Origin of the sequence: Niallia sp. 01092 (genome assembly GCF_052318935.1) — a bacterium.
Taxonomy (GTDB): Bacteria; Bacillota; Bacilli; order Bacillales; family Cytobacillaceae; genus Niallia.
Genome location: NZ_JBQRKO010000013.1, coordinates 33,180 through 56,467, shown reverse-complemented (window position 1 = coordinate 56,467; position 23,288 = coordinate 33,180). Strand labels below are relative to the sequence as shown.

22 protein-coding genes and 1 pseudogene are annotated in these 23,288 nt (G+C 36.9%); 8 read left to right on the top strand and 15 right to left on the bottom strand.

The window, feature by feature from the left end; translation table 11 throughout:
- Window positions 1–152: 152 nt before the first annotated feature.
- The 7 genes from ACTXGU_RS13585 to ACTXGU_RS13555 form a co-directional block, all read right to left on the bottom strand.
- The gene (locus ACTXGU_RS13585; RefSeq protein WP_443482064.1) at window positions 153–1,109 is read right to left on the bottom strand and encodes an ABC transporter ATP-binding protein; all 957 of its coding nucleotides are present in this window, start codon (window positions 1,107–1,109) and stop codon (window positions 153–155) included.
- Complete coding sequence (locus ACTXGU_RS13580) at window positions 1,084–2,109, bottom strand: ABC transporter ATP-binding protein (RefSeq protein WP_443482063.1); 1,026 nt, start codon at window positions 2,107–2,109, stop codon at window positions 1,084–1,086. The genes ACTXGU_RS13585 and ACTXGU_RS13580 overlap by 26 nt, the downstream gene beginning before the upstream one ends.
- 8 nt (window positions 2,110–2,117) lie before the next feature.
- Window positions 2,118–2,921 carry an ABC transporter permease gene (locus tag ACTXGU_RS13575; protein WP_443482062.1) on the bottom strand — a complete coding sequence of 268 codons (804 nt, stop codon included), beginning with the start codon at window positions 2,919–2,921 and terminating at the stop codon, window positions 2,118–2,120.
- Between the two features lie 14 nt (window positions 2,922–2,935).
- A complete protein-coding gene (locus tag ACTXGU_RS13570) occupies window positions 2,936–3,877 on the bottom strand; it encodes an ABC transporter permease (protein ID WP_443482061.1) in 942 nt (313 codons plus the stop codon).
- A gap of 17 nt (window positions 3,878–3,894) precedes the next feature.
- Window positions 3,895–5,454 carry an ABC transporter substrate-binding protein gene (locus tag ACTXGU_RS13565; RefSeq protein WP_443482060.1) on the bottom strand — a complete coding sequence of 520 codons (1,560 nt, stop codon included), beginning with the start codon at window positions 5,452–5,454 and terminating at the stop codon, window positions 3,895–3,897.
- 23 nt (window positions 5,455–5,477) lie between these two features.
- A complete protein-coding gene (locus tag ACTXGU_RS13560; protein WP_443482059.1) occupies window positions 5,478–6,179 on the bottom strand; it encodes an HAD family hydrolase in 702 nt (233 codons plus the stop codon).
- 62 nt (window positions 6,180–6,241) lie between these two features.
- Entirely contained in the window at window positions 6,242–8,005 is a 1,764-nt protein-coding gene (locus ACTXGU_RS13555; protein WP_443482058.1) for a CocE/NonD family hydrolase, read from the bottom strand.
- A 446-nt stretch (window positions 8,006–8,451) separates the two neighbouring features.
- Between ACTXGU_RS13555 and ACTXGU_RS13550 the strand changes: the two genes are divergently transcribed.
- Genes ACTXGU_RS13550 through ACTXGU_RS13535 form a run of 4 tightly spaced genes read left to right on the top strand, consistent with a single transcriptional unit; the run spans window position 8,452 to window position 11,408 of the window.
- A complete protein-coding gene (locus ACTXGU_RS13550) occupies window positions 8,452–9,111 on the top strand; it encodes an amino acid ABC transporter permease (RefSeq protein WP_443482057.1) in 660 nt (219 codons plus the stop codon).
- Entirely contained in the window at window positions 9,092–9,772 is a 681-nt protein-coding gene (locus ACTXGU_RS13545) for an amino acid ABC transporter permease (RefSeq protein WP_443482056.1), read from the top strand. The genes ACTXGU_RS13550 and ACTXGU_RS13545 overlap by 20 nt, the downstream gene beginning before the upstream one ends.
- Window positions 9,773–9,777: 5 nt before the next feature.
- Entirely contained in the window at window positions 9,778–10,521 is a 744-nt protein-coding gene (locus ACTXGU_RS13540; RefSeq protein ID WP_443482055.1) for an amino acid ABC transporter ATP-binding protein, read from the top strand.
- 20 nt (window positions 10,522–10,541) lie between these two features.
- Window positions 10,542–11,408, top strand: a complete 867-nt coding sequence (locus ACTXGU_RS13535) for a cysteine ABC transporter substrate-binding protein (protein WP_443482054.1) — start codon at window positions 10,542–10,544, stop codon at window positions 11,406–11,408.
- 118 nt (window positions 11,409–11,526) lie between these two features.
- On the opposite strand, the gene ACTXGU_RS13530 is transcribed toward ACTXGU_RS13535, so the two are convergent.
- A complete protein-coding gene (locus ACTXGU_RS13530) occupies window positions 11,527–13,200 on the bottom strand; it encodes an alpha-glucosidase (RefSeq protein WP_443482053.1) in 1,674 nt (557 codons plus the stop codon).
- Window positions 13,201–13,224: 24 nt separating this feature from the next.
- The gene (locus ACTXGU_RS13525; RefSeq protein WP_443482052.1) at window positions 13,225–15,393 is read right to left on the bottom strand and encodes an alpha-galactosidase; all 2,169 of its coding nucleotides are present in this window, start codon (window positions 15,391–15,393) and stop codon (window positions 13,225–13,227) included.
- A 258-nt stretch (window positions 15,394–15,651) separates the two neighbouring features.
- Here ACTXGU_RS13525 and ACTXGU_RS13520 point away from each other — a divergent pair, with 258 nt between their 5' ends.
- The gene (locus ACTXGU_RS13520) at window positions 15,652–15,903 is read left to right on the top strand and encodes a hypothetical protein (protein WP_443482051.1); all 252 of its coding nucleotides are present in this window, start codon (window positions 15,652–15,654) and stop codon (window positions 15,901–15,903) included.
- A 50-nt stretch (window positions 15,904–15,953) separates the two neighbouring features.
- On the opposite strand, the gene ACTXGU_RS13515 is transcribed toward ACTXGU_RS13520, so the two are convergent.
- On the bottom strand, window positions 15,954–16,376 hold the full coding sequence (locus tag ACTXGU_RS13515; RefSeq protein ID WP_443482050.1) for a MerR family transcriptional regulator: 423 nt from the start codon (window positions 16,374–16,376) through the stop codon (window positions 15,954–15,956).
- A gap of 218 nt (window positions 16,377–16,594) precedes the next feature.
- Here ACTXGU_RS13515 and ACTXGU_RS13510 point away from each other — a divergent pair, with 218 nt between their 5' ends.
- On the top strand, window positions 16,595–17,716 hold the full coding sequence (locus ACTXGU_RS13510; RefSeq protein ID WP_443482049.1) for an NADH-dependent flavin oxidoreductase: 1,122 nt from the start codon (window positions 16,595–16,597) through the stop codon (window positions 17,714–17,716).
- A 90-nt stretch (window positions 17,717–17,806) separates the two neighbouring features.
- Here the strand turns inward: ACTXGU_RS13510 and ACTXGU_RS13505 are convergent, their stop codons facing one another.
- A complete protein-coding gene (locus ACTXGU_RS13505; RefSeq protein ID WP_443482048.1) occupies window positions 17,807–17,980 on the bottom strand; it encodes a Fe3+ hydroxamate ABC transporter substrate-binding protein in 174 nt (57 codons plus the stop codon).
- Window positions 17,981–18,071: 91 nt separating this feature from the next.
- Here ACTXGU_RS13505 and ACTXGU_RS13500 point away from each other — a divergent pair.
- Window positions 18,072–18,799 (top strand): annotated as a pseudogene (locus ACTXGU_RS13500) (amino acid permease); the annotation flags it as partial.
- A gap of 67 nt (window positions 18,800–18,866) precedes the next feature.
- Here ACTXGU_RS13500 and ACTXGU_RS13495 read toward each other — a convergent pair.
- Window positions 18,867–19,460, bottom strand: a complete 594-nt coding sequence (locus ACTXGU_RS13495) for a hypothetical protein (protein ID WP_443482047.1) — start codon at window positions 19,458–19,460, stop codon at window positions 18,867–18,869.
- 161 nt (window positions 19,461–19,621) lie between these two features.
- On the bottom strand, window positions 19,622–20,320 hold the full coding sequence (locus tag ACTXGU_RS13490) for an ArnT family glycosyltransferase (RefSeq protein WP_443482046.1): 699 nt from the start codon (window positions 20,318–20,320) through the stop codon (window positions 19,622–19,624).
- 451 nt (window positions 20,321–20,771) lie between these two features.
- Here ACTXGU_RS13490 and ACTXGU_RS13485 point away from each other — a divergent pair, with 451 nt between their 5' ends.
- Window positions 20,772–21,146 (top strand): hypothetical protein, encoded by a 375-nt coding sequence (locus ACTXGU_RS13485; protein WP_443482045.1) that lies wholly within the window; start codon window positions 20,772–20,774, stop codon window positions 21,144–21,146.
- 290 nt (window positions 21,147–21,436) lie between these two features.
- Here the strand turns inward: ACTXGU_RS13485 and ACTXGU_RS13480 are convergent, their stop codons facing one another.
- Both ACTXGU_RS13480 and ACTXGU_RS13475 read right to left on the bottom strand, forming a co-directional pair.
- Window positions 21,437–21,724: a hypothetical protein gene (locus ACTXGU_RS13480; RefSeq protein WP_443482044.1), complete on the bottom strand. Its 288-nt coding sequence runs from the start codon at window positions 21,722–21,724 to the stop codon at window positions 21,437–21,439.
- Window positions 21,725–22,010: 286 nt separating this feature from the next.
- Window positions 22,011–23,258, bottom strand: coding sequence for an amidohydrolase family protein (locus tag ACTXGU_RS13475; protein ID WP_443482043.1), 1,248 nt, complete (start codon window positions 23,256–23,258; stop codon window positions 22,011–22,013).
- Between the last annotated feature and the right edge of the window lie 30 nt (window positions 23,259–23,288).

The window sequence follows — 23,288 nt, the reverse complement described above, 5'->3', positions numbered from 1 at the left end:
ATTCCTTTATTAAAAGAGATTCACATACAACGCTACTAATATTAGTATGTTTTCATTTAATTGAATAAGTCCGTTGATAAATCGGAATAGACCTATAAATAGTATTTGTGACAAATTGGTTCATGAAACCCTCTCCCTTGTCTTTGTTGTGTCTAATATAAATGGCATGAAACGTATTGATCTGTACTAAATTCCTCAAGTATAGGTTCTTTCTGTTTACATATTTCTTTTGCAAAAGGACAACGATTATATAGCGGGCAGCCGCTCAACTTATCTATTGCACTTGAAATCTCTCCTTCTAGCAATAGTGGTTCTCCTTGCCTTTTGTAAGTTGGAATAGCCGAAACAAGTGCTCTCGTATATGGATGAAGGGGAGTCTCATATAAATGATGTACATTGGCAATTTCGATCATTTTTCCTAAATACATTACTGCTATTCGATCACTCATATAATGTACAACATTCAAATCATGTGAAATAAACAAATAAGTTAGTTGATATTTTTGCTGCAAGCTTTTTAATAAATTCAAAATTTGTGATTGAACGGAGACATCTAATGCAGAAACGGGTTCATCTAGAATCAGCAATTTGGGTTGTAATATAAGAGATCTTGCAATACCGACACGCTGCCTTTGTCCTCCGCTTAGTTCGTGTATGTAGGCATCACGATAGCTCTCATCCAATCCAATATCATGCATCATCTCGTTTACCCTTGCTTTTCTCTCTGCTGGTGTTCCGATTTTTTGAATAATTAATGGCTCTTCCATTAGTTTTGAGACTTTATGTTGTGGATTTAATGCGGAAAATGCATCTTGAAAAACATATTGTATATCTTTTTTTAGCAGCCTTTTCTGTTGGATGGTCATATCTCCAATTACTTGGCCTTCAAATATCAAATTTCCTTCGGTAGGTTCTAACAATTGGCCAATCACCTGGCCTAAAGTGGACTTGCCACTTCCACTTTCCCCGACCAGCCCTAGCGTTTCTCCTCTTCTTAACGTAAGACTTACATTGGAAACTGCATGCAACTCTTTGGTTTTATATAACCTTCTCTGTGTATATGTTTTTTTGATGTTCTCCACTTTAACTAGAAGATCTTGCGTACTCATCATTTCCCTCCGCAATTTCACTAAAGTAGCATCTGACATCATGAGCATCAGAAACTTTTGTAAGTTGTGGCTTTGATTCAAAGCATTTTTCGATTGATAGTTGACAGCGGCTAGCAAAGGGACATCCGCCTTTTCGTTCATGAAGCGGCGGTACAGTTCCTGCGATGGAATAGAGCGGTTTTCCCTTTTTATCCGGTGAAGGGATGGATTGCATTAAACCCTTCGTATATGGATGACTAGGGTTTTCAAAAAGTTGTTCTGTCGTGCCAATCTCTACTATTTCCCCAGCATACATAACCGCTATCCGATCACATATTTCACCCATTACACCTAAATCGTGGGAAATGAGTAATATTGTCGTGCCTTGCTCACGCCGTATTTCTTTTAATAATTTTAAAATTTGTGCTTGTATCGTAACATCTAAAGCAGTTGTTGGTTCATCCGCTATCAGCAGCTTTGGCTGACAAGCAATGGCAATAGCAATCATCACACGTTGCTGCATTCCACCTGATAGTTGGTGAGGGTACTCATAAAGCAATTGATCAGCACGCGGTAAACCTACTTTCTTCATAACCTCAATCGCTATTTCTTTAGCTTCCTTTTTGGAAACTTTTTGATGCGTACGAATGATTTCTATAATCTGATACCCTATTGTTAAGGATGGATTTAAAGAGGACATCGGATTTTGAAAAACCATTGAGATTTCATTTCCTCTCATTTTTTGCAATTGATGCTTTGACTTGTTTAACAAGGACTGTCCTTCAAATACGATATCTCCCTTTGACGCGAACATTTTTTCAGGCTGTAAACCGATAATGGAATTTGATAATACGCTTTTTCCACATCCTGATTCCCCAACAATACCAAAAATTTCCCCTTTTTGAACCGTTAAGGAAAGTCCGAAAAGAACAGGGAGTATATTCCTATTTTGTTCAAGTTGAATGGTCAGGTTTTGAATTGATAATATTTCTGGCATTTTTTCATCCTCTCCATCCTCCAAAATAATCTTTACTCCGAAAAATCATGTAAATCTCTTATCCCGTCACCTAGCAAATTAAATCCAAGAATGGTTAGCGTTAACATAAAACCTGGCGCTAAAGTATACCAAGGAGCTAACTTAGCAAACCCTTGCGCCTCATTTAACATTCTTCCCCAGCTCGGATCAGGGGGTTGTACACCTAATCCTAGATAACTTAATGCAGCTTCTACCAGTATCGCAGTGGAAAAACTAAGAGAAGCAGTTACGATAATGGAAGAAACAATGTTTGGTAAAATGTGATGAAGGATGACACGAAAATTACTAGATCCAAAATTTCGAGCAGCCCTAATGAAATCCATCTGTTTAAACTTAATAAATCCACTTCTAATCACGCGAGAAAAGCTTGGAATCGTCATAATACCAATTGCAATTACCGTAATCTCTAAAGTAGGTTGAAAAATTGCTACTAAAATAAGTGCTAATAGAATGCCTGGGAATGCCAATAATGCATCAATGATTCTCATGAGCAATTCATCAATCCAACCGCCAAAATAACCAGCCGCAGCACCTATTAAAATCCCGAACGACAGCCCAATTAATACTGCTCCACCGCCAACGATAAACGCAGTTTGAGAACCTTTCATCACTCGACTTAATACATCGCGTCCAAAATTGTCCGTTCCCATTAAATAATGGCTGTTTGGCTCCATAAGCCTATCTTCAATATTCATTTGATTAACATCATATGGCACATAAAAGAAGCTAATAAGAAAAATAAATAGTAAGAAAAGTACAATCGCACCTCCAGCTATTAGATTAAATTTTTTGAACATTTCATCTCACTTCCTTACTTCCATTTTATTTTTGGATCTAGATAGCGGTAGGAGAGGTCGACTAATAAATTTACGATTACTGCAATCATTGCAATCATAATAACCATCCCTTGAACAAGTGGAAAATCGCGATCTCCAATTGCCGAAATAAGCATTCTTCCGAAACCTGGCAAGGCATATACTTGCTCAATCACAAGACTCCCAGCAAGAATTTCTCCAAAGTTCAAGCCAGCGATCGTAATAACTGGTATCAAAGCATTTTTTAATACGTGCCTAAACAATACAGCTGAATCTTTTAAGCCTTTGCTTTTAGCTGTCCGCACATAGTCAAAATTTAATTGTTCTATCATCGTTGTCCGTAAGTACCTAACAAGCACTGCTATTTGAGGAATGGATATTGCAATAGCTGGAAATAGCAATGATTTAAAAGCTAATAAAGGATTTTCAGACCACGGCACATAACCGCCTACTTTAATCAAATGAAAAAATACACCAAAGATCATAATTAATAATATCCCCATCCAAAAGGATGGAATGGCAAGACCAATTTGGGTGCTAATAGAAATGAATATATCTAGAAATTTCCCTTTATAATTGGCAGCAATTATCCCTAGTGGAATAGATACTAGAATCGTAATAATAATAGCGATGCAAGCTAATGAAAAGGTTACACCTATTCTTTCACCAATCAGTGAAAGAACAGGTTCTGAAAAACGCAGAGACTCTCCAAAATCTAGTAGAAAAACTCCCTTAACCCAATGAATAAATTGTTCAACCGGTGTCTTATCGATTCCAAGCTTTTGTTCCAATGCTTCAATTTGCGCAGGTGTTGCCTCTACTCCCAAAATAATATTAGCTGGATTGCCTGGAATGATGCGAAAAGCTAAAAAAACGAGCACGACGACAAGTAATAACGTTAATAAGGAGCTTAATGTTTTTTTTAGTACATAATCCATTCCATGCCCTCCGGTTATTATTTTTCAATATATACTGATGATAAATCTTGAACATAGATTGGATATGTTTTGTATCCCTTAATCGTATCTTTAAAAGTGACATTTGTATAAGGGTCCATAATGAAAACAGCTGCTGCATCCTCTGCAATAATTTTTTGAGCTTCTTTAATGAAAGAAATTCGTTTATTTTCATCCGTTTCAACTTTAGCTTGATCTAATACTTTATCCAGCTTAGGATTCTTGTAGTTTAAGAAGTTATTATCAGCTGTTGAAATATAACGACTTAATATTTCATACGGGTCAAGCTTTCCGTCTAATCCAATAATAGTTGTTTCATAATCGCGCCCTTGATAAACTCGTTCTAACCAAACTCCCCACTCAACCGTTTCAATCTTCGCTTTAATTCCTACCTTCTCTAGTTGATTTGTGATTACTTGTGCTGTATCAACATGGAATGGATATACGGAAGGAACTGTTATGGTAAATTGGAATCCATCTGGCAACCCAGCTTCAGCAAGTAATTTCTTCGCTTTTTCTATGTCTGTCGGATATAAGTCTTCTAAGCTATCATTATAGTATTTGCTTAATTTAGGGCTTAAGTTGGAACCAATTTTTGTCCCTTTGCCTAGAGCCACTCCTTTGATAATTTCATCCTTATCCACTGCATAATTAATTGCTTGACGAACTTTAATATCATTAAATGGTTTCACTTTATTATTAAAGGCTAATAGCTGAACTAAGTTTTGCTCATTGCTGATTGTTTTAAAACCAGTGGTTAATTGTTCTGCTTTTTCCGTAGCAATCCGTGGATAAATATCAATTTCACCAGATTGTAAAGCTAAGAATGCTGCTTCTGGGTCTGGCAGAATGCGGAATTCTACTTTATCTAAATAAGGAACTCCTTTAATATAGTAATCTTTATTTTTCTCCACAATTAAATGCTGGCCTGCTTTATATTCTACGAATTTGAACGGTCCTGTTCCGATTGGAGTTTTATTGCTGTCTTTGTAATCGGCTGGAATAATAGGCGCCGTAAAAGCTGTAATAACTGCCGCTTCATTTTCTTTTAATCCAACCACAACTGTTTTATCATCTGGTGCTTCAATCTTTTTAACGTTGGCAAAGCCAGCGGATAATGGTTTCCCTGAATCTAAACCAGCTAGCTTAGAATAAGAATAAACAACATCTTTTGAAGTTAAGTCTTGGCCGTTATGGAACTTGACTCCATCACGAAGAGCAAATGTATAGGTTAAGCCATCCTTGGAAATTTCGTATGATTTTGCAATGGCAGAATCTAAGCCTCCATCTGTAGTTGCTTTTAATAATCCCTCAAAAATATTAAACGTTACTTCTCTTGTACCAGCAGCTTCTGCTAAATGTGGATCTAAATAATCCAAATCTTGAGGTATTGCAACGACAATGCTCCCACCTGATTTCGGTTTTGATTCTTTACTATCCTCGGAAGCATCGCTATCCACGTTACTACTATTACTGCATCCCGATAACAAAGCTAGGCTTAAAACAAACAATAGTAACGCAGGTAACCATGTTCTTTTTCTTGTATATAAAGTCATCATTCATCCTCCTCTAATTTCCTCATTTATACACGTATGGCTTTTAATAATGATGGCAGTTCATTAATAGACTCTAGGGTATGCGGATAGTGAAGCTCTTCAATTCCTTTATTTTCAAATCGATTAATCAAATATGTTTTAATCCCCGCTTTTGCGCTGCCAACAACATCGTCATAGTAATTATCACCAATATAAATACTTTCCTCGCTTTTCGTTTTCCCTTGCTTAAGAGCAAGTTCGAATATCTGTTTACTTGGTTTTTCGATGCCAACTTCTGAGGAAATAATAATATGGTCGAAATAGTCAATTAACCCATGGTAATCTAATAAAGGGCGTGCACTCTTATCCCAATTACTAATTACACCAAGTCGATACCCATCCTGCTTTAACGTATGAAGCACGTCTTTTGTGAAGGAAAAAGGCAGCCAATATGGTTTTGTTTCCTTAATTTCTTTTTGCATAAAGCGGTTTTGGGATTCTAGATGGAATGCAAGTTGTAAATAATGATTTACCACGCCCAAATACCATGGAAAAAAATGGTCTGTTTTTGTTCCAAGAATGCCCGGGTACTCACGCATAAATAATTTATCAGCATAGTGATAGGCTTCTTCAATTTTTTGGATAGGTAGATGAATGTTCTGTTCTTTCAAATATTGATCATATATCTTTTCACGCTGTTGATATAACAAGGTATATCCGATATCAAACCATATATATGTATGTTTCAAGATCTACTATCCTCCTGTTTGTTTATAGAAAAGGGGTCGGAGCTGCGCTCACGCCACCTTTATTAGGTTTGAGTCTGGCCCTTTTCTTTCTTAGATGGTAGGGACGAGTCTCCATGTGAATTTTTAATGGTAAACCGTATATTGGATGGGTATTGTTCGCTATGGTATACCGTTTGGGTAGCTGTTTTAAACGTTAGTTCAGTGACTTCATCCAATGGCAAAAACTGATTGCAATGTCGATCAAATGTTGGGAACAATGTGCTTGTTATGTTTAGTCGGATAGCATGACCCTTTTTAAAACGATGTGCAATGGAACCCGCTGAAATGTCCAATTGATATACCTTATTAGGGATTAAAGCTTGGCGCTGATCTATTCCATTTCGTGCACTTGCACGAAGCAGTCCTTCTGCAACATTGATAGAGCGGCCATCAGGATAAACGTCTATTAATTTAACAGCAAAATCTGTATCTTCTACTGTAGTGGAAATATATAATTCTGCGTTCACCTCACCTATTACATCTAAATCTTCTGCTAGAATTTCAGATGTATACACAAGTACATCATTACGGATTTCAATAGGCTGTTGATTTTGTGGTCCCATCGGTGTCTGTACGGGATCTGGTCCAGAGCGGCCGCCAATTGCAGGTACATAGATGGACGGATGATATACATAAATATCTTTTTCACTATTTTGTTTTGATATTTCCTCTGCCAGTTTTCCAGTACCATTAATTGAATTTGCTCGATCTTCACTTGATAAGTAAAGAACTTTACTTTCACTCTCAGGCAAAGGCCAGTGTTTCGACATATGCCATTTATTTTCTCCTGTAACAAAATAACGAACAGGGTCTTCTCCCCACGCCGTTCGACTATCTTTCAGCCACCTGTCAAACCATTTAATTTGTATTTCGTTAACCCGATTTTCTGCATTTTTGCCATAATCAATTTGCCCTACATATCGAGACCATGGCATATGATACCAAGGTGTTAAAATTAAGTATTGATTTTCTCTTGCATTCTCATTTTTGCTTTTTTCTTTTATTCCTTTGTAATTTCCAATCGTTTTGTCCACATACATGTCATACCATCCACCTAGATGTAAACCAGGAACCAAAATATTTTCGTATAATGATGAAGAATCTGCTTGTTTTTCATGTGGTTGTTGAATCCACTTTTGATAGAATGGAGCAAGCTCATTTTTGATAAGCGGTGCATCTTGCAATGGCAAATATCTATATAATTCTTGAATATTCGTTGTCGCAAGCTGTTGAAGCCATTTCACATCTTTTTTTCTGATTGCTTCATTTTGACTAACAAAGATCGCCCAAGACAAATTTTGAGCTAATGGAAAGGCGCCATTCTCAGAAACCTTTATTGAATTGGATCCACACATAAATGGTGCAATACATGCAAGATGTGGAGGCTGCTCTGCCGCTGTCAAAAGTTGTGAAAACCCGATATATGAAAATCCATACATTCCCACCTTTGGAATGGTATAAGGCAACGTAACTGCCCATTCTATTGTATCGTAACCATCTGTTCCTTCGTGAACCAGTGGATGAAATTCCCCTTCAGACGACCACCGTCCACGTGTATCTTGAACAATAACAACATAACCTTGCTGTGCATACCAAATTGGATGTGCATAATTCATTGTTTGTGCATCTTCTTTGTTGTAGGGTGTTCTTAATAGTAGAATCGGATAATCAGTTTTATCATTCGGCCGATAAATATCGGCATACAATTTTGTACCATCTCGCATACTGACTGGTACATTTTGTTGACGGATAATGTCCTTCTTCACGACCACTTTATTCATCATCATGACGTTAATTTCCTTTCATATATCATATTTATCACATGTATTTAGTCGGTTTTAAAAGCCAGAAAAATTCATATTTAGATGCAGGCATTATCTTTTTTTGCAAAATGAACATTAACTTTTACGTTAAGATTCTCCTTTCAAAATTCTACCTAAACAAATCGGATTAGTTTCTTATAAAAATAATATAAAGTAAATATTTACAAAAGTATAATCAGAAATACTAATGCAATAGTTTAGAAATTTAAAACATAAACCAAAGTCTATGTCACCACTAAAAGTAAATTCCGATAAAACATATAAGAATGTAGTTGATTAGTAGATTCCCAGGTGGTATAATCTTCTTGCTTTAACAACTTTTTACTAATAGATTTATTTACTTTTAATAACGAAGAGGAGGAGATCCATTTTAACAAGACAATATTTGAGAAAGAAGAGGTTGATAGATTGTGAATTGGCAAGCAATAGTCGATTGTTTACCTTTGTATGAAAAAGCACTCGGTATAACACTTTGGCTAGCATTTTGGGGCATTCTTATATCATTTATTATTGGAATCATTTGTAGTTTCTGTCAGTACTTTCGCATCCCTATACTTAAACGAATAGCTGCCATTTATATTGAATTGTCAAGAAACACCCCTTTGCTCGTACAACTGTTCTTTCTTTATTATGGCCTTCCTAAGATGGGGGTTACGATGTCAAAAGAAAGCTGTGCGATTATTGGATTAGCTTTTTTGGGGGGCAGTTACATAGCAGAAGCATTTCGCGGTGGATTAGAAGGAGTGCCGAAGATTCAAGTTGAATCGGGAAAAGCAATTGGCTTGTCGACTTTTCAGCTGGCAAGATATGTTGTCTTCCCTCAAGCGCTATCTATTAGTGTACCGATGATTGGTGCGAACTGTATTTTTTTATTAAAAGAAACATCTATTTTCAGTGGTATTGCCATTTTGGAATTAATGAATACAACGCGCGACCTTATTGGGATGTACTATCGAACAGATGAATATCTGCTTGTCCTAGTTATTGCGTATTCCATTATTTTATTGCCACTTTCACTTGTTCTGACATGGTTAGAAAGGAAGGTCCGCCATGGAACATTTGGGTATTAACGTTATTTTTGAGGGGAAAAACCTTATAAGACTATTAGATGGGCTTTGGGTGACTGCTCGCGTTGCTATCATTTCGATGATCATTGGCGGTGTACTCGGGTTAATCATTGGTGCGATCCGTACAACTAAAATAAAGGTCATTCAATTTATTTTTCGGCTTTATTTAGAACTTTTTCGTATTATTCCAATTTTAGTTTGGTTATTTGTTTTTTACTATATCCTGCCACAGGACTACAATCTCGATTTGAATGCTGAAGAAGTTTCTATTCTTGTCTTTAGTTTGTGGATCGCTGCCGAAATGAGCGACATTGTAAGATCCGCCATCTCTTCCGTTCCGAAGCACCAAATCGAGGCAGGTAAAGCGATTGGTTTAAACATTGTACAAGTGTATACATATGTGCTCGTCCCTCAAGCCGTGCGGTATACCATTCCGGCAACCATTAACCTGACAACACGGGTTATTAAAACGACTTCTTTACTAGTCATGATCGGTTTAATTGAGCTGATTAAGGTTGGACAGCAAATTATTGAATTCAGCAGTATAAAAGACCCAAGTGCACCTTTTTGGATTTATGGATTTATTTTTATTCTATACTTTGCCCTAAGTTACCCGTTATCAAAGCTTTCAAGACAATTAGAAAAGAAATATTCACAAGGATGAGTGCAATGAGTAAGCAAGAAGCATTATTGGAAGTTCAAGGATTAAGCAAAAGTTTTGGTGAGAAACAAGTTTTAAATGATGTGAACTTATCGATTAATAAAGGCAATGTGGTCGTTATTTTAGGACCTTCCGGCTGCGGGAAAAGTACATTGCTGCGCTGTTTGAATGGTCTTGAAAACATTCAAGCCGGCAAAATTATTTTTGACGGGAGCGAAGTTGCTCAGAATGAAAAGAGCTGGCAGAAGATGCGCCAGAAAATCGGGATGGTTTTTCAGAGTTATGATTTATTCCCCAACCGTACCATTATGGAAAATATTCTGCTCGGACCTGTTAAAGTCCAGAAAAGAAAAAAACAGGAAGTGAAAAAGCAAGCGATCGAACTGTTAACACGTGTCGGTTTAGCTGACCGAAAGAATGACTATCCGCGTCAGCTTTCAGGGGGACAAAAACAACGCGTTGCAATTGTCAGAGCACTATGCCTCAACCCGGAGCTAATGCTATTTGACGAAGTAACGGCATCACTTGACCCTGAAATGGTGCGAGAAGTGCTTGAAGTAATGCTTCAGCTCGCAAGCCAGGATATGACGATGGTCGTAGTCACCCATGAAATGAGTTTCGCAGAAAAAATAGCCGATCAAATACTCTTTATGGAAAACGGAAAAATTATTGAACGAACAGATGGAAAAACTTTCTTTGAAGATCCGACTACAGATCGCGCGAAACAATTCTTAAGTAGTTTAAACTTTTAAAACAACTAGGAGGAAATATCATGCGCAATTTCAAAAAAACAATTTTAGGATTATTGGCTTTTAGTTTATTCGCTTTCGTACTTGTAGGATGCGGAAAAAATAATGACTCAAAAAATTCAGAATCAAACAACCCATCCTCGGTTGAGGCGATTAAAAAACGAGGCAAAATTAAAATTGCAGTTTTCGGTGACCTTTCGCCATATGGATACATTGATAAGGATGGGAAAAATCAAGGTTATGACGTCTATCTAGCAAAAAGAATCGCCAAAGATTTATTAGGGGATGAATCAAAAGTGGAGTTTGTCATCGTTAATGCGGAAGAACGCGTAGATGCATTAAAATCGAATAAAGTTGACCTTGTCTTGGCTAACTTTACCGTAACGCCTGAAAGAAAAGAACAAGTGGATTTTGCGAATCCATATATGAAAGTCGGTATTGGCGTAGTATCACCTAAATCTAGTCTGATCACTGATGTAAGCCAATTAAAAGGAAAAAAATTAATTGTAAACAAAGGAACGACAGCAGAAATTTATTTCACTCAAAACGAGCCAGATGTTTCACTTGAAAAATATGATTCAAAGACCCAACAATTCCAAGCTTTAAAAGATGGCAGAGCTCTAGCACTTGCTGATGATAACTCCTACCTATATGCATGGGTTAAAAACAACCCTGATTATACGGTAGCGATTAAGGAATTAGGTAAATCAGATTACATTGCCCCAGCAGTAAAAAAAGGCAATACGAGCTTACTTAACTGGGTGAATGATGAACTTGCCACTTTAGGTAAAGAACAATTCTTCCACAAAGATTACGATGAACAATTGAAACCTTTCTTTGGCGCAGATATTAGTGCAGATGATATCGTTGTTGAAGGAAAAGCAGAATAATTTAGAAATCAATAGAAAAAACGGATGCCACTTCTCTAAACGATAGAAAGCAGCATCCGATTTTTACATAAACTTTAGAAACAAGTTATCAACCTTCGAGGCATCCCTTTGACCAGAATTATCCAATCTCTACGATAAACGCTTCGCAAGGATTTAAATCACTAGCTAAATCCTTACGTTCGGTATTGTTTTTAATGATGAAGTTTATTTCCCTATTGCCAACAAGGGAGCAAACTTCTTCGATGCTTCTTGATTGTTCCGAGAAGTTGGCCACAACAAACCAAGTTTTTTCTCCTTCAAAACGTTTGTAAACGAAAAGCTCTTCATCATCAGCAAGGAATAATTCAAACTCTCCATCTCGTAAAATAGTCGTTGTATGACGAAGTTTGATCAAGTCTTGATAGTATTTAAAAATAGATTTTTCGCTTGCACGATCTTTTTCTACATTGATTTCTGGATAGTTTGGATTTACCTTAAACCACGGTTCAGCGGTTGAAAATCCCGCATGAACGGAGTCATTCCATTGCATCGGTGTACGTGCATTGTCACGGCTGATTTTATGCACCGCTGCTAAGAAGTCATCATGGCTCATCGTTTTTTGATTTAATACGAAATGCTCATAATTCCCGCGTAGTTCAATATCTTCATATTCTTCTAGCTCAAATTTTGGATTGGTCATCCCAATTTCTTCGCCTTGGTAGACATACGCTGTTCCTTGAAGACCATGAAGTACTGTTGCAAAAGCAGTCGCACATTCATAGCGGTAGTTTGTATCATTACCCCAGCGAGAAATGACACGCGCTCGATCATGATTTTCGAAATAAAGGGCGTTCCAACCTCTGCCGCGAAGCTCTATTTGCCAGCTTGCTAAAATCTTCTTCAATGCTGGCAAATCACGTTTCTTCGTTGCCCAACGTCCATTCACGTCGCCATGAACCCGGTCAACATGCATGTGTTCAAACGTGAAAATCATGTCAAGCTCTTCGCGTTTTGGATCAACTAGCAGGTGTGCATCATAAGATTTCGCTGCCGGAGATTCTCCAACTGTCATCATATTTAGAGGCGTTAACACTTCCTGGTTCATTTCGTGAATGAATTCATGCATGCGAGGACCATTTTGCTGATTGCTTGTTGAATAGGGACGCTCGTTATCCGGGAAGCTTTGGTCTTTCGAAATAGACGTAATGACGTCCATTCTCCAACCATCAACCCCTTTGGATTTCCAGAACCGTATCATGTCATAGATGTATTGACGCACATTTGGATTTTCCCAATTCAAGTCGGGCTGTTCTGCTGCATAGTAGTGAAGATAATATTGTCCACGTTCTTCATTCCACGTCCAAGCAGAGCCACCGAAGCTGCTTCCCCAGTTATTCGGCTCGCTGCCGTCTTCTTTTGCATCCTTCCAGATATAGAAGTCGCTGAAGAAATTGTCTTTTCCTTTGCAGCTTTCTTTAAACCAAACGCAATGGTCACTCGTATGGTTCGCCACAAAGTCCATAATAATCTTCATCCCACGTTCATGAGCGAGGTCAATTAATTCATACATTTCTTCGTTGGTACCAAACATTGGGTCAATTATGCGATAATCCGTAATATCATACCCATTATCCACCTGTGGAGAAAGGTAGACTGGACTAATCCAGATTCCATCCACACCCAACTCATTAAGATATGGGAGTTTTTCTTTGATGCCTGCTAAATCTCCAATTCCGTCACCATTTGTATCTTTAAAGCTCTTCGGATAGATTTGGTAAATAACCGCATCTTTCCACCATTTATTGAGTTCCATTTCTCTTCCTCTTTTCGATCATTGTTATTGTTTTTCAAAAATCCATTGCTGTGCATAAAAATCATGTGTTACGCGTTCGATTTGAAGACCGACGCGCATCAGTTCATCCCCATCATACACTTTATCTGTTCCTTTTAGTTTGTATTGTCCCTGTTTTGAGAGACCAGCTAAACGAAGTCGTTTACTTGGTGAATTCGCCTTCGATAAAATTTGAGTGTAGCCAACTACGACACGCCCATCATCTACATGTTGCCAAGCAAAGGCATTATCCTGTTCAATCGTTGGCAAATGGGTAAATGTCCCAAATTGCACAGTCAGGCGAATTTCTTTATAAAGCGTAATTTGCTCCTTGACTTCACTTTTCTCTTCTTCCGTTAATTTTGTAATATCTAACTCATAGCCGAAGTTTCCTTGCATCGCGACAATCCCACGAGTTTTAAGGGAGGTTGCTCGTCCATTTTGATGGTTTGGACTCGCAGACACGTGGCAACCCATCGACGCATTTGGGTAAAGATAACTCGTACCTTGTTGGATTGCTAGACGCTCAATCGCATCCGTATCATCACTCGTCCAGGTTTGCGGCATGTAATACGTCATTCCAAGATCGAAGCGACCACCACCTGCGCAATTTTCAAATAAGACATCTGGAAAGGCTGAGGTAATCTTCTCCACTATTTCGTAAAGACCTAGCATGTAACGGTGATAGACTTCTCCTTGCTGCTCTTCCGGCAAGTAGTTTGAACCCACTTCTGTTAGGCTGCGGTTGAAGTCCCATTTCACATAATCTACGCCCACTTCTTTAAACAAATTGATAAATGTGTTTATAAGATAGTCGCGTACTTCAGGATTTGTTAAGTCAAGCACATATTGCTTCCGTGAGAGCGAGCGAAGGCGTCCTTTCACCTCAAGTGCCCAATCTGGATGCACACGGAATAATTCACTATCTGGAGAAATCATTTCCGGCTCTACCCATAACCCAAACTGTAAGCCCAACCCTTTGATTTGATCACGGAATGGACGTAGACCATTCGGGAATTTTCGTTTATCGACAAACCAATCCCCAAGCGAAGAGGAATCATCATCCCGTTTACCAAACCAGCCATCATCTAAAACGAAAAGCTCAACACCTAAATCTTTTGCCTCTTTAGCAAATTCAAGCAGCTCTTGTTCCTTTAATCCAAAATAGAAAGCTTCCCAACTGTTAATTAAGACCGGACGTTCCTTGTATTGAAAATTCCCTCGTACTACATGCTTTTGCGCAGCATTCTGGAAGATTTGTCCCATCTTCCCAAGTCCACCGTTCGTGTAAACAAGTACAGCTTCAGGTGTGACAAAGCTTTGCTCTGCTTTTAGGTTCCACTCGAATTGTTCCGGATTCAAGCCAATTTGAAGGCGCGCTGCTTCTTGCATATCGACATCTACGGTTGCTGCAAAGTCGCCACTATAAACCAAACTCATCGCATATACTTCCCCAGTTGTTTCCGTTGTTTTTGGAGTAACAAGCGCGATAAATGGATCATGTTCATGACTGCTTTGACCACGGCGAGTCGCTACAGTTTGACGATTTTGCGTTAATGGGGTGCGATGCAAATGGCGTTCACGCGCCCATTTTCCACTTAAGTGCACAAGGTCATAATTCATGTGTGGAAGTTCCACGCACGCAGAATTCAATTGCTGAATAAGAACCGTTTTACTGCCCTCATTTACTAACTCGACTTTTCGTGTAATCACATCGCTTTCTACAAAGACAGTGTAATATTGTCTCATAGTAAGCTTTTGATAGGCATCAATTAAGGTAATTACTAAGGTTTCTGCTTTCTCATCGGTTAAACAAGGCTGTCCAGAAATCGCCACATGCCCTTTCATTTCCTCATAATCTACATAGCGAAAATCACTAATACGTGCTCCGTCCCTATGTTTCAAAGTCATGCTTGGACTTCGTAAATCTGGGTTCCCGAAAGATGGGTATTCAACTGGCAAACGTTCCAGTTTATATTCAGGAATCCCATCCGCGTCCGCTATGTAACTGGCACGTTGAATCTCAGACACATAATAATCCAAGAAGGTAGTTTCCAGTCTTTCTCCCCAATATAGATGGAGAAGATGCCCTTGTTCGTTCGCTTGCAGAAGATAACTAGTATTATTGGTTTGTAAATGAAAGATTCGTTTTTCTTTATTCATCTTGATGGTCATGATTTCCTCCAATTGTTAAATAAAAGACTTATATTCCTAAACAATCTGAGTTGTACAGAAGAATGAAGACAGAAACTTCTCGTCCCTGCCTCCTAATCCAAAACTTAGGCAATTCCTAATACAGAAGCAATGATGCCAAATACGATAACACCCAACTTTCATTGAGCTTTATAAAGAGGCTAAGAGCTTAAAAGAGGACTCAATCGGAGAAAAGATGACGTCGAGGAACTAAAAAAGAAAAACGAAGAGATCCGACAATTGCAGGAAAAAGTAAAACATTATGAACAATTGTACAATCAGCAAATGGTTTCAAGTGCCTTTTCTCATCTTCAGTCACAAAACCAGGTGAAAGTTAATTTGATTCAGTTTGATCACAAGAACAAGAAACATACAAGCTTGGAAAATTTGGAAACCCTTTTTGAACCGGAAGAATCTAATACGGCTGAAAAAAATACAAGCCTTTCTAAAATGGAAAATAGATTTAGTAATATATTTAAAAAGGACCGTTAGGTCCTTTTTTGGTTACTTCTTGAACAAACGCCCCCGTTAGCGTAAGTACATTAATTCACAATCTTATTTTCCAGACCATGACATTTAAAGTTATAATTAGGATTTTTCCTAACCTCTTCTTTCTGAAGTTCATACATGGCTATTTTATAGTTTATTTCTTCCAAGTGTTTTAAACTTTCTTCAATTTTCTTCTGCACTTCCAATTTATGCTGTATCAACATTTCTTCTCTTTGCAAGAAGGTATGATTTCCTACTTCATAAAGTTCCTTATATTCTTTTATTTTAGAAAGAGGCATTCCTGTCTCTCTAAGACAACGAATAAAAGAAATCCAATCGATATGTTGTTCGCTATAAACTCTACGACCTTTTTCATCACGAGTTACATTTGGCAGTATCCCTTGCTCTTCATAAAATCTAAGTGTCTTTGCAGATATATTTAAGTTCTCCACTACATATTTCATTGAATACAACATTACTTATCCCACCTTTAGTTACAGTTACTGTAACTAAAAATATATCATAAAGGAGAAATAAAAACAAAAATCCTTTATATAATCATATAAAAATTAACACTTGACTTACCCTTGCGTTAACCAATTACACTAAAGTAGAACTTCTAATAGGGATAGTTGTAACGGCTCAGTCAGATTAACTCAACATTAGAAGAATATTCGATAGAGAGGTTAAAGAAATGAATCAAAAATACAGTAGGTTATTTGAATCCTTCACATTCAGAAGTGGAATAACAATTAAGAATAGAATCGTTATGGCACCTATGACAACCTGGTCAAGTAATGACGATCTTACCATTTCGGATGAGGAAGTAAAGTATTACAAACAAAGAGTGAATGGAGTAGGACTCGTCATTACAGGGTGTACTCATGTTACTCCTAATGGGCAAGGTTTTACGAATGAATTTGCTGGATACAATGATGAATTTACTCCAAGTTTACGAAAATTAGCTGATGCAGCGAAAAGTGAAGGCTCACCTGCGGTACTTCAGATTTTTCATGCAGGTAATAAAGCCCTACCTGGATTGGATGCAGTTAGTGCGAGTGCATTGCAACCCGAAGTTACTAATTTAGGTTCAACTTCAGAAACAAGAGAACTTTCACATGAGGAGATCTTGTCGATTATACGTGCTTTTGGCGACACAACAAAAAGAGCGATTGAAGCTGGATTTGATGGCGTTGAAATTCATGGGGCTCATGGATTTTTAATTCAAAATTTCTGGTCACCAGCTACCAACCAGCGGACGGACCAATGGGGAGGATCACTTGAAAATCGTTTGCATTTTCCATTGGCGATTATTGAAGAAATTAAAAACGTAATTGAAAAACATGCTACAAAACCATTCATTTTAGGATACCGATTTTCACCTGAAGAATCCTCCAAAGAGGACGGATTACGTATGAAAGACACGTATGAATTAATTAATTTCCTTGTTGAACAGGATTTAGATTATATACATGCTTCATTAGATAATGTGTCTTCAAAACCAGTAGATAGTCAAGATGAAAAAACACGGCTTGAATTGATTCTTGAAAAAGCAAACGGTAAGGTACCTGTGTTGGCTGCTGGTTCGATAGTAACACCAGATGATGCTCTTAAAACTATGGAATTAGGATTGCCGTTAGTCGCCATTGGGCATTCGTTAATTATGAACCCTGATTGGGTTGAAAAGGTCGCAAATGGACGTGAAGCCGAGATCGCTTCTGAGTTGAATGTTACGAAACTAGACCAGCTTAATATTCCAGAAAAACTATGGAATGTTATTCAAGCAATGCCAGGTTGGTTTAATATTGGTAAATAAAGAAGTAGTCCTATGGACTACTTTCTTTATTCTTTACTTTTAAATATATTGAACTAACCTGCTCCTTTACTACAATAAGAAGAATGTTTGTTAGGTAGATTTCTTATTAAAGCATTCTTCACAAATTAATTGCCCTTCATATTGTATAAAGGCCTTTATCTCGGTCATTCCTTTTCTCTCTGGATACCGCATTTTAACAAAAATGACTTCATTCCCTTTTATTTCTTTATCACAATAAGAACATTGGGGTTTAATTTTAAACATATATGTCCCTCCGAATCTATCTACATATAAATACTACGAACATCTATGTATAAAGTTCCTTATTTTACTAAACTGCCCCGTTAGTGTAGGCGGTTTAGTTACAGCTATGTTAGTCGTTATTTATTCTTATGGCGGAACAGAATTAATTGGCGTGACATTAGGAGAAACGAAAAACCCGGAAAAGGTCATACCAAAAGCTGCCCGCGGTACACTAACACGCATCGTCGCTTTCTATCTACTGCCATTCTTTATCATTGTCAGCCTTATTCCTTGGAATCAGGTAAATAAGGCAGCAGAAAGCCCTTTTGTTACGGTTTTTGATTTATTAGGCATCCCTTACGCAGCTGATATGATGAATGGTGTTATTTTATTAGCACTGATTTCATCTATGAATTCTGGATTATATGCATCATCTCGCGTTATTTATACACAAGTAACTGATGGCAGCATTGCAAAGATATTCAGCAAATTATCAATAAGAAAAGTACCAACCTATGCCATTTTACTATGTACTTCTTCCCTTTATATCGGTGTACTTATTTCTATTATCGCAGGGGAAAATACATTTAATTACTTAATGGTTCATTAGGCTACACCGTTCTTTTCATTTGGTTAATTATTGCTTCGGCCCATTTTAAATCAAGGATGAAGCAGAATAGTAGTGAAAAAGGGAGATTTCCAATCACGACACTTATCGCCATTATTTTCCTATTGGCTATTTTGGTTGGGGTTATTATGACAACAAAAATAATCATCACCTTGATTACACTCGTAATTTATTTAGTGATTACTGCTTTTTATTTTAGGAAAAAGAAATAATAACGAGATAATAACAAGGTGCCTGGCCCCCGACGCTTTAAAGCGACAGGAGCCAGGCTAAACTAATTTATCGACCCACTATATAATCTTTAGGACCCTCCACAACTATTGTTAATTTTTTTGTTTTTATTAATTCAGTAGTTTCTTTGTTTTTCGGGAGCAGCAGCAGCGCATCTTGTCTTGTTATAAATTCTTTGTAATTACCATTCTTTACGTGAAGGTCTCCAAATAATTCTGCCGCCAAGATTTTACTTTGAGACCAACCATTTTCATAAATATATATATCATACCCATAATATTTTTCTTTAGATTCTAACTCTTTTAGTACCTCTTGGACATCGGGTAAGCGCATATTTCGTATGTTATGTAGAATTTCCATTTCATATTTACAAAAGGTAAAAATAATCATAAACACGACCATAATGTTTAAAAAACCATTTTTGCTCGTTTTTATTATTTTACTAACAAATATACCTATCAACAACGCCATTACAGGATAAAGAGGCAGTATATACCATCTTAGCTTTGTTTCAGCAATGGTAAAAACAGAAAATGGAATGATAACCCATAAAAGAATACCAAAAGTATATTCTTTATCTGCTCTTTCTAACTTATTATGGGAACTCAAACTAAAAAAAAAGAAGAATCCTGCAACTAGCAATAGAAGCCAAAAGAAATACTCTACTTGAAATATATTAACATAATACCAAATATCACCTGTATGACCTTCAAGCGACTCTGAAGACCGTCTTAACAGATCATATTCAACTATCGTTTTAAAAAATCTTACACCATCATAGTGGTATCTAATAATAACCCAAGTTAAGATCGGAAAAAAATAGAAAATAAAAATATAAACCAGGTTTTAATGTTCCATTTTAAAATGTTTTTTGTAAATAGTAAGTACATTCCTACAATAATAGCTATACTGCCAGCATGCCAGCTTTTTGTAAGAAAAGCGAGGGAGAACAGAAATCCAGATAAATAAAGCCACTTACCATTCTTTTCTATCAAGAGTAAACAGATGATGGAAGAAGCAAAAAATAGATTAAACAGGGAATCGGCATCTCCTGTTCTCGATGAATGTTCAAGAATAAACGGTTTGCTGGTCATAAGAACAGCAGCTGTAACGAAGGAAGCCAGGCCTCCATGCTTGTATTTTACAAAAAGCGATATAACGATTATTAATAAAAGAGCACTAATTGCGGATTCCAGCCGCAGTCCCAAAGGGTTAAATCCAACTATTTTGTAGCCTAGCATAATGGACCAAAAGTTGATAGGCGGCTTTAGACTCCAATAATCTGGCTCATATCTAAAGGTATTTACGATATAATTTCCTGTTTGGAGCATTTCATAAGCGCTAATACCATGCCTAGATTCATCCCAATCCTTGATAGGAGCAATATTTAAATGGAAAAATAGATTGATGCTGGCAACCAATAAAATGATAGAAAAAAATATAAAGTAATATTTTTCAAGAAAACATACTATTTTATTCAATATATTATTTACTTCGTTCATTTTCTATTACTTCTCCAATTTCTTTTACCAAAATTTATCCATTCGTTTACTATGTACACCGTTCTATTCTTGCTTTCGTCAAAAATAAGGGCTAAATCTTTTCCACCTATTTTTGATTTGTCTATCCACGATGAAAGAGATTATTAACTTTTTATTTACCAATCTAGACATATAGTCGTGTTCATAACCATTTTACATTTTTCTAACTATTCGTCACCCAATAATTGGTATTTTTTACAAACTTCATAATTTTTACTTATTATTTTTACAAAATCTTAACAGGCAGTGGGCCCCTAATGCTTTAAAGTATTCCCACAGCGAGGCTCCGAAAGTTTACCCAAAAATTCTTTTACTCTATCATCGTCGCAAAACACAAACTTCGGATCGTAATGTGACGTAGAGTTATATATTATACTTAATTGTGATTCACTATTTCCAAAAAGATTGTTATATGATAAAAAGAAAGATTTTAACAACATGTATTACATTTGTTATTTCCACCTTTTTTATTGCAATTTTTACACCTCCAAGTTCTTTTTTGGCTGATGAAAGTGATTTTTTTAGTAATATTTTAATTTCTATGTTGTATGTAGGTCTTGCTGTTATATTATACGGTCTACCTGGCTCTTTATTAGTAGAAATTATTACAAAAAAATTTAAAGAAGCAAGATTATTTTTTGCCTTTGCATTCCATTTGATATTGGGGATAGCACCAGTTTTATTTTTATGGTTTCTAACTTTTTATTCTATAGGAATTTCGTGTGTATTCTTTTTAGTAGATGAAGCCTTAAGATATACACTAGATAAAAAATCCCGAGATAAATAATTATCTCGGGATTTTTTATCTTAATAAGACGTAGTAAATTTTCCATTAGTGTACGTTGGAAATAAATATTTGAATCCTTGATTTTTAAATGTGCGTGAAGTATTAATTAGGTCATCACAAAAAAATGAATATAGAAAAGAAGGAAGCTTAATAAACTAGCAGTTGCACTTCTAACCTATCAATCTTCGACAAATCTCGAGGTACTTCGGGGGCATCACTGTGACCTAAAGTTTAAAGAAGCCAACAAGATCCATTGTCAGCTCCTTTCCTAATCTTCTTTTCACTATTGCTCATGATTCTGAAAATCCATTACGAAATCCTGTGCTTGCTGCAATTTCTGTTGTGCCTGCTGAACATCCTGCTGCAATTCTTGAAGTTCCGAAGTTTGGACGCTTTACAGCTGCTTTTGGGCATGTTGTACTGCCTACTGTGCCTGCTGCATTTCTTGCTTGACCTATTGCCTGTTGTCCTTGCTGCTTTTGCTGCTGTCTTGATGCTTGTTCGACTGCTTGTTGAGCTTGCTGTACTGCCTGTGGTGCAGCTTGTGGTAATGGTGATGGTTTATTCTGTGATGTCATAAAATAAAGCCTCCTGATAATTTCACTTAAAATAAACTTAATAATTATGCACTTAATAGCTTTCTTTATGCTATCGTTTCCATCTAAATTTGGAAAAACCTTTATTCTCCGTGCTTAAACGAACACAAGTCACCACATATTTATCCACTTCCACTGATACTGCGAATTCCAAAAGTCAATCTGCTGCTCCATTTTAATTCGGCCACTTTCTACTTGCCTTTGATACAAACTTTTTATTTCCCCTTCTTTAATTTTTGTTTAATATTTTTCATCACTTCTTTTTTCTTTATATCATTGATTGTGTCCATTTTGTTTTTTCAGGCTCTGTTTCGATCAGAACTTCCCCGTTCTTAAATACATATCTGCATTTAGGCTGACGAAAGAAAAGATCCCTAATATTCTTTACAGGGAAGGAAACGAATGTAGCTGGTAATCCTATTTTTATTCCATATGTCTCTTTAATAGAAAATGCATCCGCGCCATTAGACGTTATCATATGATAGATATGAGTTAATTCTTCACTTCCTGTCATATGGGCTAAATGAATCGCCATATGGGCTGCCTGTAGTATATTCCCATTTCCAAAAGGATAAAAAGGCGTTTGTATGTCATCATGGGCGATGCAGACATTTATTCCTTCTTCTGTTAACTCTTTAATTCTTGTAATACCTCTTCCCTTCGGATGGGCATCCATTCTTGCTTGCATAGTACTATTAATCAAAGGGCAGCTTACAATAGTAAGCTTTGCCTTTTTCACTAGTGACATAACTTTTTGCGCATACGCATCTGAATAATAAAGCAGGGCATTTGCATGGCTTGCTGCAACTCTTCCCTCCATCTGCTCTTTTATCGTTATACTTGCCACTACTTCTAAAAAACGAGAATGTTCATCATCCATCTCGTCACAGAAAATATGTACGTCCTTCCCATATTCCTTTGCCACTGAAAATGCAAATTCTAAAGATTTTACTCCATCCTCTCTTGTATACTCTAGATGCGGAACAGCACTTACAGCATCAGCGCCTCTTTTTACTGCTTCGATAAGTCTTTCTCTATTAGCAGAACAGGAAATCAACCCATCTTGAGGAAAGGCAATGACTTGCAAATCAACAAAAGGCTGAAGTTGTTTTTTCAAATCCAATAGTGCAGTTAATGCCGTTAAATTGGGATCAGAAATATCAACAGCAGCTCTAATATGCAATACACCATATTCCATAAGCATTTTTATAGCCGCAACGGCTCTTTTTTTGACATCATCCTCTCTTAAAGATTGCTTTCGCTTTGACCAAATTTCAATTGCTTCACTTAAGGTTCCACTATTATTAGAAGTTGACTCCCCTGCTGTCAGCACTGTATCTAAATGTGTATGCATTTCTATGAAAGGAGGCACGAGTAAATTTCCCGCTAAATCAAATTCTTCCTTTCCAATAAGCTTCTCTGTTGAAATAGATGCAATGACACCATCTATAATACCGATATTCAAAAGATCCTTTTGAAATGGCAGCTGAGCATTTTTTATTACTTTCTCAAACATATATTACACCGAACCTTTCTGAAAAATATC